This window comes from [Bacillus] selenitireducens MLS10, assembly GCF_000093085.1.
Taxonomy (GTDB): domain Bacteria; phylum Bacillota; class Bacilli; order Bacillales; family Salisediminibacteriaceae; genus Salisediminibacterium; species Salisediminibacterium selenitireducens.
Window position 1 is genome coordinate 283,120 of the sequence record NC_014219.1, and the last position, 13,559, is coordinate 296,678.

Here is a 13,559-nt window from a genome sequence, read left to right on the forward strand (position 1 = left end):
GTGATCACAGGGATCGCCTGTGTCGGAAAGTCAACGGTGGGGCAGTTGCTCGCAGAGAGAATGGGACACGTGTTTTACGATCTCGATCTGGAAATTGAACAGGCTTTCGGCATGCCGATCAGCCGTATCAAAGAGCAGATAACGACCGAGCGGGAGTACCGCAAGAAGACGGCGCCTGTTCTGGAGAAACTGATGCAGGGCCGGGACTGGGTCATTGCTTCCACACCGAGCGGACTGAAGGATCATTATTGGAAGCTGATTGAGAAGGACCCGGAGATCGTAACGGTTGTCCTTCGCGATCGGGCAGCCCGTATCGTGGAGCGTCTGACATTTTACGATGACGATTCCCGCCTCATTCCCTCTCCGGTTACGGCAGCCAACCGGCATCTGTATGAGCGCGACATTCAGCAGGACATGACGTATTACGGAACGAGCCATCGAAAAGCGGATGTGAAGTTTCAAATAAAAGGCCGTCCTGCCAATCAGGCGGCCGAAGCGCTCTACGAGGAAATCATGGCGTTCACACCCAAAGACAAGGAGAAAGAGAAAGTCGCTGAAACATTGGTTGAATACGATGACAGGGAGCCGGTTGTTTGCGACGTGCCCCATCCGCTCGTTCAGGATTATGACCGTCTTCTTCGATTTATGATGGAAAAGGATGTTTATGTAACGAAGAAGAAACGTGAAATCAGTTCAGTTTTCTTGCCGGAGCTGAATGGCCTTCTGGCTCTTAAGCGGCCTGCATCCGTCAAGGGAAAAGCCCAGGCGGCCTATCCTGTGATTCATCTCTTCTTCACGCTCGCCATCAACAGCGGCCTTCTCGCTATTCAAGAGGGACCGCGGGGGCGGATGTATGTGAAAGCTGATGAAGAACGGTTACGGGCATACCGTCAGCTGTCGGATCTGGAGATTTATTATCTGCTTTTGGAGACGCTGTGGACGGACACGGACTGGGCGAATGTGACGGATCGCGGGAAAACGGAACACGTGTATCTGTTTCAGAAAGTACTCATCCAGATTGTCAGACATGCACGACCGGGAGAACCCTTCCCTGTCAGAAGGGACTGGGTGGATCGTTTTGCCGACTATTTCTCATGGTTTGCGTTCTGGACAGAAGCGGAGGATGAGGAGTATCGCACGTTTGAACAACAGGAGCCCGGGTTCCGGAATGTCTTTGTCTTAGTCCATGTGCACAGGGACGCCAAGGAGCGGATTCAGACACTTCTGTTTGATCGGAACCTTGAACAGTGGAATCTCCCGTTCCGGAAAGTGACAGGTGAGCTGAATCCTCAGCCGGGTGATGCCGCAAAGGAATGGTTCGGATTGGATGAAGAGGACGAATTTGAGAGGCAATTGCAAGAGGCGATTGGCATTGACAGGCGCCATGAAGCGTTTTTTGAAGCGTTTGTTTCCCTCCATTCCGAGGAAGTGATCGAACGGACCCTGCCAAGAAACGTCGTAAGCTTTGAGCCCGGGCTGCATATGCTTCGTATCACGTATCTGTCTGTATCAAGAGAGATGATTGTGTCCCAAGAGACGACCTTGGCTGAACTCCATGGGATGATTTTAGAGGCATTTGATCTCACTGATGATCATCTGTACGCCTTTTTTCTGGATGGCATCTTGTATTCAGAGCCGGCGGTGTATGCGCCTCAGGCAGATGAAGAACACCGTGCGGATGAGGTGACCATCGGTTCACTCGGCCTGCGAAAGGGACAGTCGTTTGTGTATGTGTATAACTTTGTGCATGAAATCATCCTCGATATTGACGTATGCTTTGTTGATGATCGGGCTGAAGTGACAGACGTCCGTTCCTTTGGCGATGCGATCGGTCATCCGCCCTGGTCGGACGAGGGTGTGTAACGGATACTGGCAAAAACACCGGATCAGCTGCCTCAGCGGCACAGTCCGGTGTTTTTGGTGTACGCGTATTCAGTCCGTGACAGCATCCGCTGCCCGTTTCCCTGCCTGCAGCGCTCCTTCGAGATGGCCGCCGGATGACGGATCGGTTTCAGTCCCTGCAAAAAGAAGACGCCCGTCCCACAACGACACCGGACCAGGAAAAGAGGCAGGCTCTGCAAGGCGCTCATCCAAAGAAGTGGCAGTAAACGAGTCCCTGGCCCAGTCATAAATCAGCACCTCGATCGGTTTACCGGCGCTCTTGCCAAACAGGCGCATCAGTTGATCCGTGACGGCTTCCTTAAGCCCGGGTTCACCGGGTGACTGGCGCGCTTTGGCGTCGATGCCGAAGAAGCCGAAGAGGGCTCCGGATCCATTGTTTGGGGACGCATCGTGGATTTCCTGAAGGGGCCCTGCCCAGCTCATCGCCTGACCGGAGAGCCCGTCTTCGCGCCAAAAGGGTGTGTCATAAACGGCAACGGCTTTTGCGTGGCCGGCCATCCAGGTGGGTGTTGACCGGAGTGCCGCATGCAGCCCGTTCGGCAGCGCCGGATCAAAGGTGATCCGCTCTGCCAAGAGCCGCGGAGGCAGCGCGGTGATGACCCGGGTTCCGTCGAGATAGAAGGGACGGTTGTCCCTTCCGGTTCCCCCTACCCGGATCGAGCCGTCTACGTTCAATGTGAGGTCCGTCACCGCCGTTTCGAGCGCGACCGTGCCATCTGGCAGACTGTCGTACAGGGCGTCAGTGAGGCGCCCGATGCCGCCTGCGAGGCGCATGGCTCTCGGCTGCGCCCCTGGAGGGAGCGTGTGCCGTTCCAAAGGCGCGTTTTCTGATCGCTCGAGGAGGATGTCGCCGGCTGTATATTGCTCGAAGGCTTCAAGGCCGAGGGTGTCGATGACGTCGGTGATGAGCGGTTCGTGTTCGGGCCAGTACCAGGTCGGACCGAGGTCAAAGCGGCCCAGTTCAGGCCGATCCGGTACGGTTTTACTCAGGATGCGTCCGCCGGTACGCGGCCTTGTTTCCAATACACATACAGGCAGGCCTCTTTTGTGTAGAAGTGATGCGGCATAAAGCCCGCTCAGGCCTGCACCGATAATGATGGTCGTCTCTGGCATGTCGGATGGTCCTTTCTGTGTCAGCTCTTGACGTGCGGGGAGCGGGGGTCGATGGCCATAAATTCAATCGGGTTGCCGTCAGGATCCGTTACCCAGCACTGTTCGTTGAAATCCTTGCCCCGCAAAGGCCCCACGTCGATGGGGACCCCCTGTTCATTCAGGTGACGGACGAGCGCCGCCATGTCCGTGACCTCGACGCAGAGGTGATTGAACCCGATTGTACCGGGGGCGGTTTCTACGTGCACACGGCCTCCGTGAAAGAGTTCAATAAATTGCCCCGGTGCGATTTTGATGTACTCAATCCACGGGTTTCCCTCGTCATCATGAATGGCGAACGCTTCTTCAAAGCCGAGTTGACGGCAGTAAAACGAAATGGAAGCGTCCATATCTGCCACGGTGAGGGCGATGTGGCCAAGTCCTTTATACATGTGCGTCTTCCTCCGTTTCTTTTCTGAAGAGATAGTGACTCACGTGCCATTCGTTGCCGTCGTTATAGCGGAAGAGCTCTGAGCAGGCGATAAAAAAGATCCGCCAGTACACCCACCATCTGCGGGCCTCTCTCTTGCCGTAAACCTCGCGGAACAAGGGCATGATGGTGTCCTTCTGCCGGTCCATTTCCCGAAGCCAGGCCTCACAGGTCTTGTGGTAATGAAGGCCGCTTACAGCCCAGTGCTCCTCAATCGCGAGCGTGCCGGCCATGTAGAGAGGCAGGTGGTGGGACGGCATCATGCCGCCGGTGAAGAAGTATTTCGCCATCCAGTCCCCGCTGCTTTTCACCTCGAAGAGATAGGGCGTGTCTTTGTGGCTGAAAATATGGATAAACAGCTTGCCCCCAGGAACGAGGAAGCCTTTGATCTTGTTCATGAGGCGCTTCTGGTTTTGCATATGTTCGAACATCTCCACAGATACGACCCGGTCGAAGCGGTCATCCGTTGAGAAGTCATTGATGTCGGCTGTGATGACCGTCAGATTGGACAGCTTCTCTTTGGCGATTTGATGATCGATATAGGCCTTTTGTGAGGCGGAATTCGACAGGACGGTGATGATGCTGCCGGGATAGCGCCTCGCCATAAACAGGGACAAAGAGCCCCAGCCGCAGCCGAGCTCGAGAATGGCCTGGCCGTTTCGCAGATCGGCGCGTTCGCACGTGAGTGCAAGCATCGCTTCTTCAGAGGCGGTGAGGGCGTCACGGTCGTCAAGGGACAGCCCTTCAGGCCAATAGCCTGAACTGTACTTCAGGTGGTCGCCGAGAACGCGGCTGAAGAAAGCGGCGGGGAGCTCATAATGTTGCTCATTGGCGTCGTCGGTGTGAACGGCAATGGGTTTGTCTTCTAACGCATCGATAAAACGGGTGACATACGCCTGCCGCTCACTGACAGACGGGAACTGCAGGTCTTCAAGGCGATTCTTCAAGAGACGCCTGACGGCGATTCGGAGCGTACGGTCAGGGACAAGGTTACGGGAGAGAACGGGTTCGTACCACATGGCAAGGACTCCTTTACTTGTTTAGAATAATGTTCCATTCCCTTCCTCAGCGAAAGTAAAACAGCTTAGCCCGGTACAAAAAATGAAGCCTGACCCCTACATGCAGGATCAGGCTTCGGGTTTTTCTCAGTCATCCAGTGAAATACGCTTCGTCGTATCCGGTGTCTCCTTGTCAGTTTTAGGCACCGTTACCGTCAAAACGCCGTTCTTGAATGAACCGTTGATGTCGTCTCCGTTGATATCCCCGACATAGAAGCTTCGGTGGAATGAGCCGGAAGAGCGCTCCTTTCTGACGAAGTTGCGTTCTTTGTCTTCGGTCTCTTCCGTCGTTTCGTGTTTGCCGTGGATCGTCAGGTATCCGTTGTCAAACTCCACGACCACGTCGTCTTTCTGAAAACCGGGGAGATCGGCTTCGATCTTGTAATAATCGCCTTTGTCTTCAATGTCGACACGGGGAAAGCCGCTGTCGTTTAACAGATCCCCCGTGAAGAAATCACTCAATGAACCTGAATCGAAAAGCGTTGGAAACAGGCTGTTACCAGGGAAGAACGGGTTTGACGAACGGTTTCGTCTTGGAAACAGGTTAGTCATACAGAACCCTCCTTTTGATGAGTGAATATCCTTTTCAGTATGGATGTTACCACGTGCAAAAGGGCGTTAAACATCCTTTTGTACGATCAATTTCGGCTTATTCGAGTCCGGATGGGAAATTCTGGAGATCGATCCCGAACGCCACCGGCAGAAGCACTGTGACAAACCCGACGATGATGATAATGGAGATGATGTTCATCCAGACCCCGGCCTTAATCATATCCCCCATCTTCAGATAGCCGGAACCGAAGACGACGGCGTTTGGCGGCGTAGCCACCGGAAGCATAAAGGCACAGGATGCGGCGACAGCCGCCGGGACCATCATGGCAAGGGGATGAACGTCGATGGCGAGGGCGAAGCCTGCCATGACCGGCATGAGCATGGTCGCCGATGCCGTGTTGGACGTGATCTCGGTCAGGAAGACGACCAGCGCCGTGACAGCGAGGACGATCAGGATAAAATGAACGCCGGCAAGCACCGTGAGCTGGCTGCCGATCCACACGTCGAGACCGGTGTCAGAGAAGCCTCCGGCAATGGCGAGGCCGCCCCCGAAGAGAATCAGGATACCCCACGGCACGTTCTTCGCCGTGTCCCAGTTCATCAGCTTCACGCCCTGATACTGAAAAGAAGGAATCATAAACAATACGATGGCCCCGAAGATGGCGATGAAGGCGTCATTGATATTCGGATGCACGAATTCCTGAAGGACGAATGACCGGAGAATCCAGGCAAGGGCGGTCAGGCTGAACACGGTCAGGACCATTTTTTCATCGGCACTGATCCGGCCGAGGGCCTTCTTCTCCCCTGCAATGACCTCTTTACTGCCGGGGATTTCTTTTAGCGACATCGGAAACGCAAAGAAAACGAGATACAGCCAGGCGAGGATCAACAGCACAATCGAAAGCGGGACCCCGAAAGCCATCCAGCCGGCAAAGGAGAGATCCACATCAAAGAGCTCACGGAGCTGTCCGGCAAGGATGGTGTTTGGCGGCGTGCCGATAATCGTGCCGAGTCCGCCGATGGAGGCGGCGTAGGCAATGGCGATCATCAGTCCCTTTGCGAAGAACTCTGCCTGTTTTTTCGCGTCCTTCACAGGGCTCTCATCAATGAGGTGAGAGAGCTGATAAATAATGGCGGTACCGATCGGGACCATCATCATGGCCGTGGCGGTGTTCGAGATCCACATCGACAGAACGGCGGTGGCGAGCATAAACCCGAGCATGAGCCGTTTTGGGCTCGTGCCGATAAAGTCGATGATTGTGATGGCGATCCGTTTGTGGAGGTTCCACCGTTCCAGGGCGAGGGCGATGATAAACCCGCCCAGGAAGAGAAAAACGATGTCATTGCCGTAGTTCGGTGTCACATCCCCGACGGAAATGTCCGCGACGAGGGGAAAGAGTAAAACCGGCAAGAGTGACGTCACCGGAATCGGTATGGCTTCCGTAATCCACCAGGTGGCGATCCAGGCCGTCGCGGCGAGAACCCCTCTTGCGGCCGTCGGTAAATCATCCGCAGGAAAAAGAAATAAAACAGCAAAAAAGAGCAGCGGTCCCAATAAGAGTCCAATCACCTGTTTTCTTGTGAAATCCCGGCCGTCTGGGGAAGGTTGCCTGTATGTACCCGTCATTTTACCGGAGGCTTTCTCCATCCGCCCGCTGTCAGAACCCGGAGGTTCCCCGGTGCCTCTGCCACCAATGAGGCGAAGAAGGTCTTTGATCCGGTCGTGACTCTCCCACGATTTCTGCCAGAGCTGTTTGATTACCGTCATCCGATCCACTCCTTTTCAAACTATTCGAACAACTTTGTTCACGGTCAGTATAGCACCGATGATCATAATTGAGAAAATCCGTATAAGCCGTTCATCTCATTCTTGATAGCGCTTACATAATCACGCTCTGTTATCCTCTGATTTTTACTCATTTACATTTATGTAAAAAGAAAATAAAAAGTGAAATATAACCCATTTAATACGTTTAACGATGTGGTTATGGTGAAAAAACAGACAAAAAGACAGCGGACATCCCGTGTTTGTATGCTATGATCGTTTTAATGAAGCATAGTGAACGGGGAGGCGGATCGGATGAACGGACAGAGCCAGACGGAAGAAGCACTGCACCAGGCGTTGGATCATTATTATGACGTGTATTTCCGGCGTGGTGACATCAGGGAGACGCTGGCCCTTGTGGACGGGGACTCGACGGGGGCCGGCACGGGTGCAGGGGAAATGGCATATACGTATGACGATGTGGTGAGACTCTATAAGCAGGATCTCGGTCAGGCACCGAATGAAGTCCACTTCGAGGAACTCAGTCGGACGGTTACCGCCTTGAATCCTGATTCGGGTCTGACTTTCTCACTGCTCAATCTGGAGACGGAGATCATGCATCAGCGCCTCAAATTCAATCAGCTTCGATTGACCATGGTGTGGCGGCGGGATCAGAAGGATCAGGTGTTCAAGATCGTGCATCTGCATGCTTCGTTTCCAACGAATGAACACGAAGCCGATGAATCGTACCCGGTGAAGGAGCTCGAGGAGCGGAACCGGGTGTTGGAGCGCCTCGTGCAAGACCGGACCCGGGAGCTGGAACTGTCGCTCGAGCAACAGCGTGATGCAGCGTCAACGGACCGGCTGACAGGCCTTCGGAACCGGGCGAGTCTCGAGGATCTCCTCGAGATGGAAATCAATCGTGCCGTCCAGGAAGAAGCGGTCTTCGCGGTGATTTTGATGGATATGGATCATTTTAAGCGGATCAATGATACACATGGTCATCAGGCCGGAGACAGCTGCCTGAAGGAACTCGCAGAACTCCTCATCAGACAAAGCCGCCCAACGGACATCGTCGGCAGATGGGGCGGGGAAGAATTTCTGATTATCTGCCCGAATACGGACGAAAGAGGGTCGAAGGATCTCGCAGAGTCGTTCCGGTTGGCTGTTTCGGCATACCGATTCACAAAAACGGGCGCTCAGACGGCAAGCTTCGGTGTGGCGGCATTTATGACGGGCGATGACGGTGAAACCCTCATCGGACGGGCGGATCGTGCGTTGTACCGGGCAAAAGGAGCGGGGCGGAACCGGGTGGAAGTGTGACGCAGTAAGTAAGAAGAAAAAGGAGGCCGTCCACAAGTGTGAACGGCCTCCTTTTTTTCGGGCGATCAGGCTTTAACAAGATTTCGCCCGGCTTCCTTCGCTTCATACATCTTATGGTCTGCACGCTGAACGAGGGCATCGATATGCGGGGTATCCGGGTCTTCGGTGGAGGAGACACCGATACTCGCCGTGACAGACAGTCCTTTGCTGTATGCATGTGTTTCGATGGCTGAGCGGACCTGTTCGGCAAAGGCGGTTCCTTCCGCTTTGGCATAGCCCGGAAGGTACAGCACAAACTCCTCTCCGCCCCAGCGGGCAGCTGTGCCATGGGAACCGGCAAGCTTGTGTAACAGGGCACCTGTTTCAGAGAGGACCGCATCACCGGTCTGGTGACCGAACTCATCATTGATCCGTTTGAAGCGGTCGATGTCAAGGAGAATCAGTATTGCGGGCTGCTTGAATCCTGATCCCTTTTGGCGGTTGTCTTCCAACTGTTTCATCATGTAGTGCCGGTTAAAGAGGCCGGTGAGTTGATCCGTATTCGCGAGAATCCCGAGCTGTTTTTGTTTGCGTTCATACATAAAGATGGAATAGGCATAGAAGGAAAAGAAAAGGGCAAGCAAAGCAAGGTCCCGGTTCAGGTGATAGTGGCCAAAAACGCTGCCGTCCTCGATTTCATGCATGCCGATCAGGTAGGCGACGTGCTGATCCGAGAGGTTCGTAACAGACAGGAAATTGACGAGGACATCCTGTCCGTTTTGCGTTGTCAGCCGATTAAAGCTTGCGCCCTCTCCGGTCAGCTCTTCGTTATCTGAGACGATGGTCTCGATGACACTGCAGTTCATACTGAATGCCGTGTCACATACACAACGTTCAGATTGAGAGGAGATGCCTTCATCCAGGGCATAGCCGGGGAAGAAGGGGGCCGTTGAATAGTTCGTCTGTTCGGATTCGAATACGGTATCTCTGACGATGTCTTCACGGATGACGAAGGTCAAAACATCATCAGGGTACAGACTCCCGATCATCTGAACAAGGCTTCCCATGGAAATCGAGACTTCCACAGATCCGAGATGCCGCCCGTTTCGGTGAAGGGGATAGACAAACCGGTAGCCGTTAAAGATACGCCCCTCTTCGAAGCCGAAGACGAAGCGTTCTTCGGTATTGGCCATTCTGATGGAGTCACGTATGTCCATCAGTGAATCACCATAAAGTTCCGGGGCATGGAAGCGAAGAAAACTGTCGCCCTCCCTGGTGTGAAAATGGAGTTGTCTGAAATCATAGTTCAACACCGCGTCATAGGTTTCAGAGAGTTCACTGAAGAGCATTCGCCGCGCAGCGTTCTGTTCGTCTTCCGTGCCGAATACGCCCTGTTCGACCAGGGCAAGGACATCATCCTGATTGATGTGCTCTTCAAAAATAAAGTCAGAAAAATTCTCGTAGAGTTCGAGCGTGGTGTAGATTTTGGATTCAAAGGCATCCATCTCCGCACCCATATAGGATTCTTTTGTCGAGACATAAGTGCGGTTGAACAGGAGACCGAGGAGGCTCATGAACAACAGGCCCAGTGCCAGCAACAGAAACAGTCTTTTTTTATTGAGCTGAAACGGTTGTGGAGACTTAATAGGATCACCTTCTTTGTTTGCCTGAATGGTGTCGAGCTGCTTCATCGACATACAGGAGTCATGGGTCTATTATAACGGATGTGTGTGCAAAATGGCGTGATGAAACTGTGAAAACGGAGAAACAGCCTGCATTTACACAAATGCGGACCGAGAGGGACAGCGCGCAGTCAGACGGAGTGAAGCTCATAAAAAAGCCTGTCCGGTTTGCATCGTCCGGGCAGGCTTTCTGGTTTTTCAGGAAAGGTTTATTTCGTTAAAAAATCGGTCCAACGAAAGCTTGACCAGAAACCACGTGTTTTTTACGAGAGACGAAATGGCTTTATTGGTTTAGTGCTGTTTCACTTTGAAGCAATGCCTCGATATCGGCCTTCATGTCGAATGGTTCAACAGTCGGTTCGAATCGTGCTGTCACTTCACCATTCCGGTCGATCAGAAACTTTGTGAAGTTCCATTTGATGCCGTCATCGAGCATGTACTCCGGGTGCTTGCTCTCAATGATGGAGACCATCAGCTTCGCCGTCGGATGATCCATGTCGAAGCCATTGAAAGGCTTGGCTTTTGTCAGGTGCTGATACAGCGGATGGGCATCTTCTCCGCGGACGTCAATCTTCTTAAAGAGGGGAAAGTTCACGCCGTAGTTCAACGAACAGAACTCGGTGATCTCACCGTCGCCAAGGGGTTCCTGGTTGTCAAACTGATTGGACGGGAAGCCGAGGATCTGAAGACCCTGCTCACCGTACTGATCCTGCAATTTCTGAAGGTCATCGAGCTGTGGGGTGAAGCCGCATTTCGTCGCCGTATTGACGATGAGGAGCACCTTTCCCTGATATCGGTTCAATGGGGCATTCAGCCCGCTGGATGTTTTGACTTTGAAATCGTATACGCTCATCGTTTTCTGTCTCCTTTAATTGTGTTAATACGTGCCACGGTATATCTACCCCGATTGTCATGGTTCGAAACCTCCGGCCATCACGTTTTTACTCCGTGGAAATATCAGACTCTTTACGGACCTTTCAGGAGGACTGCGATACGCAGCTCGCGGCAGATCGTACTTGCCATTATTCAGTGAGGATACCGTGTGATCGTGCTTTGGCCACGGCTTCCGTCCTCCGGCTGACTCCAAGCTTGCCGTAAATATTGGTCGTGTGCCACTTGACGGTGCCCGTTGACAGATACAGGCTGTCGGCAATTAGTTTGTTCGTCAGCCCTTTCATAATCAGACGGAGGACATCGAGCTCACGGCTGCTTAACGGTTCAGGGAGAAGCGGAGCTTCGGATGTTGCTGCTTGAGGCTGCAAGGTGTCGAGCAGCTGACCTGCATACAGGCTATCATCCGGTAAAAACGTCTGACGGTTTCTTAATCGGATCAGAGATTCCTGAACAATATCACCCTCGTCAACGATCGTTTGTCGGTACCCGCAGGATCTGCAAATCGGGATCATTTCTCTCATCAGGTCGTCCGCCATTTCCGGCATGTTCTTCCGCTGATACAGCCACATCAGTAAAAGGAAGACCTCGACCGCCAGGGCGCTCCTGCCGTAAGAAACGGCGGTGCGCATGACCTGAAGGATTTCTTCACTGATTTCACCGATATCGGTTCCTGCCCTGAGACTCCAGGCGAGAAGGGCGGTGACATGCAGGTCGGGGGGACTCCGGAAAGCCCTCTCCCTGTCGAATCCCTGTTTCATCAAGAAGCGCGTATGCCTCATCGTACCGGTTCAGTTTCATGAGATAAATGAGCTTTCGTTTGCTGGCCTGAAGCAGCATATACCGGGGGATCTGGTTCACCTGTTCCGGTTTCAGTATGCGGTTGATGATCTGAAGGGCGTCTGTCACTCTGCCGTCCGAATAGCGGAGTTTTGCCTCAAACAAGTGATGCCAGGCAAGGAGTCCGTGCTCATCAGGAAGCCGTGAGCGGGCTTTGTCATGAAGACGGGCCGCTTCTTCGAGATTGCCTTGTTCTCGGGTCAACTCCCCCTCAAGCGTATGAACAAAGCCCATCTTCGAGATTCCGGAGAAGCCGTGAGCCTCTGCTAGCTGCTCGATTGAAGCAACGGTCTTCCGGGCATCGGAGAGCCTGCCTAGTTCAAAGAAGGTGACGGCTTTCTTTAACTCCGTTGAGATGGCGAAATAATGCCGTTCATGTTTGAGGTTCATGGCGTGTGCCTCTTCAAAGTAAGGAAGTGCCTCTTCAGGTGCACCGGCATAGTAAAGCAGATCACCTGAAAACACGGCGGCACTCATCCGCCAGAAATAGTTTTCTTGTGGCAGCTTCTCGAGGGCGCTGTCTGCGTAGACACGGGCTTTGTCAAAGGCGTGATGGCCGGTCCAGTAAAAGAAGCTTAGGACGTCAAGCATGCCTTCGTAAACCAGCTGATTCTGTCTGTTGTCGCAGCTAAGGGTACGTGCTTCGTTAATCAGCGCATCACACCCGTCATGGCCTTTCATAAGCAGGCGGTAGAAAAGACTGTAGGCAAAAAGTTCAGGAAAGGATCGGAGCCGTTCATGTGAAAGGGCATTGATCCGTTCAATAAAGGCAACGGGTTCCCTCGAATAGGTGAGTGATTCCGCGTGATAGTGAAGGATCTGCGCAACTCTCCCTTCATCTTCTGCTTTGTCTGCGTGGTGAATGGCTTCATGCAACGCCCCGTTTCTGCTCAGCCAGTCGCTTGCACGTTGATGAATGCGGCGGATGACGGCCGGGTCCGATTGACGGAGGCGGTCTGTCAATGTTTCCCCCATGATGTGGTGGTAGCGGAACCAGCTTCCGTCATCATTGAGCCGAACAAGAAACAGCTGTTTTTCTTCCAGGAACCGGATCACTTCCTGACTGTCGGACCGTTCAAGGACCTCGTCACACATAACCGGAGAGAATTTGTGCAAGACGGCAGACGTCTCCATAAAGTCAAGGAGGTGGCCGGGGAGCTGTCTGAGGACCTCTTCAGTCAGGAAGGCTGTCAGTGTCTTTACGCCAAGATCAGAGTGGCCGAGTGCGTCATGCCCAGGTTGCATGGTTCCATAGAGATGGGAGACGAGGGTTAATTCGAGTCCGGTAATCCAGCCTTCAGACCAGTTGACGAGCTCTTCTGTGAGTGACGGGTTCACGCGGACGCCGCGTTTCTCAAAAAGCATGTCTGCTTCGGGAATGGAGAAACGCAGCCTGTCTTTCCCCACATCCGTAAGCCACCCTTTCGCCTGCCATTTGACAATGGGCCATGGCGGGCGCTCTCTCGTTGTGATGAGCACATGTACAGTTGATGGCAGGTGTTCGATCAGATAGGCCATCGCGCTTGTGATTTCCGGTGAGGAGGCAAAATGAAAATCATCAATGACGATGAGAAACGGGTCTTCGGCATGCATCAGTGCGTTCAGAAAAGGCACCATCCATGACGTCCAGGAGTCGTCACCCGGATCATCGGTCTCGGGATTCATCAGAATCGCCTGGGGTTCGCGGACCGTCTCCGGCTGTATGACCCCGATGGCGGCCATCACGTACGACCAGAATGTGAGCGGATGATGGTCCTGTTCATCCATGGCATACCAGGCGGCAGGTTTGCCGCTGTGCGTGATCCAGTTTCGGACAGCGGTCGTTTTGCCGAATCCTGCAGGTGCCTGAACGAGCGTCAGGCGACGGGAGAATGCGTCAGAACGCTGAAGGTCCTGAAGGATATCCGAGAAACGGACGAGCCGCTCGACAACGGCATCGTCTGCCGGCGGGACGACGGTTTTTGTATACAGGATTCCGGGGTGCATAA

The 13,559-nt window shown here is 53.4% G+C and carries 11 protein-coding genes; 2 read left to right on the top strand and 9 right to left on the bottom strand.

What is annotated here, in order from left to right; all coding sequences use genetic code 11:
• Positions 1–1,863 carry a shikimate kinase gene (locus BSEL_RS16880; protein WP_049773497.1) on the top strand — a complete coding sequence of 621 codons (1,863 nt, stop codon included), beginning with the start codon at positions 1–3 and terminating at the stop codon, positions 1,861–1,863.
• Between the two features lie 69 nt (positions 1,864–1,932).
• Here the strand turns inward: BSEL_RS16880 and BSEL_RS01475 are convergent, their stop codons facing one another.
• From BSEL_RS01475 to BSEL_RS01495, 5 genes are all read right to left on the bottom strand, one after another.
• Positions 1,933–3,015, bottom strand: coding sequence for a flavin monoamine oxidase family protein (locus BSEL_RS01475; RefSeq protein ID WP_013171246.1), 1,083 nt, complete (start codon positions 3,013–3,015; stop codon positions 1,933–1,935).
• A gap of 20 nt (positions 3,016–3,035) precedes the next feature.
• The gene (locus tag BSEL_RS01480) at positions 3,036–3,443 is read right to left on the bottom strand and encodes a VOC family protein (protein ID WP_013171247.1); all 408 of its coding nucleotides are present in this window, start codon (positions 3,441–3,443) and stop codon (positions 3,036–3,038) included.
• Positions 3,436–4,500, bottom strand: coding sequence for an SAM-dependent methyltransferase (locus tag BSEL_RS01485; RefSeq protein ID WP_013171248.1), 1,065 nt, complete (start codon positions 4,498–4,500; stop codon positions 3,436–3,438). The genes BSEL_RS01480 and BSEL_RS01485 overlap by 8 nt, the downstream gene beginning before the upstream one ends.
• Positions 4,501–4,626: 126 nt before the next feature.
• Positions 4,627–5,091, bottom strand: a complete 465-nt coding sequence (locus BSEL_RS01490; RefSeq protein WP_013171249.1) for an Hsp20/alpha crystallin family protein — start codon at positions 5,089–5,091, stop codon at positions 4,627–4,629.
• Between the two features lie 97 nt (positions 5,092–5,188).
• Positions 5,189–6,859: an SLC13 family permease gene (locus tag BSEL_RS01495; RefSeq protein ID WP_013171250.1), complete on the bottom strand. Its 1,671-nt coding sequence runs from the start codon at positions 6,857–6,859 to the stop codon at positions 5,189–5,191.
• A gap of 312 nt (positions 6,860–7,171) precedes the next feature.
• On the opposite strand from BSEL_RS01495, the gene BSEL_RS01500 reads away from it, so the two are divergent.
• Positions 7,172–8,179, top strand: coding sequence for a diguanylate cyclase domain-containing protein (locus BSEL_RS01500; RefSeq protein ID WP_013171251.1), 1,008 nt, complete (start codon positions 7,172–7,174; stop codon positions 8,177–8,179).
• 65 nt (positions 8,180–8,244) lie between these two features.
• On the opposite strand, the gene BSEL_RS16885 is transcribed toward BSEL_RS01500, so the two are convergent.
• From BSEL_RS16885 to BSEL_RS17925, 4 genes are all read right to left on the bottom strand, one after another.
• Positions 8,245–9,855 (bottom strand): sensor domain-containing diguanylate cyclase, encoded by a 1,611-nt coding sequence (locus BSEL_RS16885; RefSeq protein WP_049773500.1) that lies wholly within the window; start codon positions 9,853–9,855, stop codon positions 8,245–8,247.
• A gap of 268 nt (positions 9,856–10,123) precedes the next feature.
• Entirely contained in the window at positions 10,124–10,693 is a 570-nt protein-coding gene (locus BSEL_RS01510; protein ID WP_013171253.1) for a glutathione peroxidase, read from the bottom strand.
• Between the two features lie 169 nt (positions 10,694–10,862).
• Positions 10,863–11,492, bottom strand: coding sequence for a response regulator transcription factor (locus BSEL_RS01515; protein ID WP_232970501.1), 630 nt, complete (start codon positions 11,490–11,492; stop codon positions 10,863–10,865).
• Positions 11,389–13,557: a MalT transcriptional regulator family protein gene (locus BSEL_RS17925; protein ID WP_041581653.1), complete on the bottom strand. Its 2,169-nt coding sequence runs from the start codon at positions 13,555–13,557 to the stop codon at positions 11,389–11,391. Before BSEL_RS17925 ends, BSEL_RS01515 begins: the two co-directional genes overlap by 104 nt.
• Positions 13,558–13,559: the final 2 nt, after the last annotated feature.

Coding starts and splice junctions, on each gene's coding strand:
- BSEL_RS01475 (WP_013171246.1), bottom strand. CDS start 3,015: ATGCCAGAGACGACCATCATTATCGGTGCAGGCCTGAGCGGGCTTTAT.
- BSEL_RS01480 (WP_013171247.1), bottom strand. CDS start 3,443: ATGTATAAAGGACTTGGCCACATCGCCCTCACCGTGGCAGATATGGAC.
- BSEL_RS01485 (WP_013171248.1), bottom strand. CDS start 4,500: ATGTGGTACGAACCCGTTCTCTCCCGTAACCTTGTCCCTGACCGTACG.
- BSEL_RS01490 (WP_013171249.1), bottom strand. CDS start 5,091: ATGACTAACCTGTTTCCAAGACGAAACCGTTCGTCAAACCCGTTCTTC.
- BSEL_RS01495 (WP_013171250.1), bottom strand. CDS start 6,859: ATGACGGTAATCAAACAGCTCTGGCAGAAATCGTGGGAGAGTCACGAC.
- BSEL_RS01500 (WP_013171251.1), top strand. CDS start 7,172: ATGAACGGACAGAGCCAGACGGAAGAAGCACTGCACCAGGCGTTGGAT.
- BSEL_RS16885 (WP_049773500.1), bottom strand. CDS start 9,855: ATGTCGATGAAGCAGCTCGACACCATTCAGGCAAACAAAGAAGGTGAT.
- BSEL_RS01510 (WP_013171253.1), bottom strand. CDS start 10,693: ATGAGCGTATACGATTTCAAAGTCAAAACATCCAGCGGGCTGAATGCC.
- BSEL_RS01515 (WP_232970501.1), bottom strand. CDS start 11,492: ATGAAACAGGGATTCGACAGGGAGAGGGCTTTCCGGAGTCCCCCCGAC.
- BSEL_RS17925 (WP_041581653.1), bottom strand. CDS start 13,557: ATGCACCCCGGAATCCTGTATACAAAAACCGTCGTCCCGCCGGCAGAC.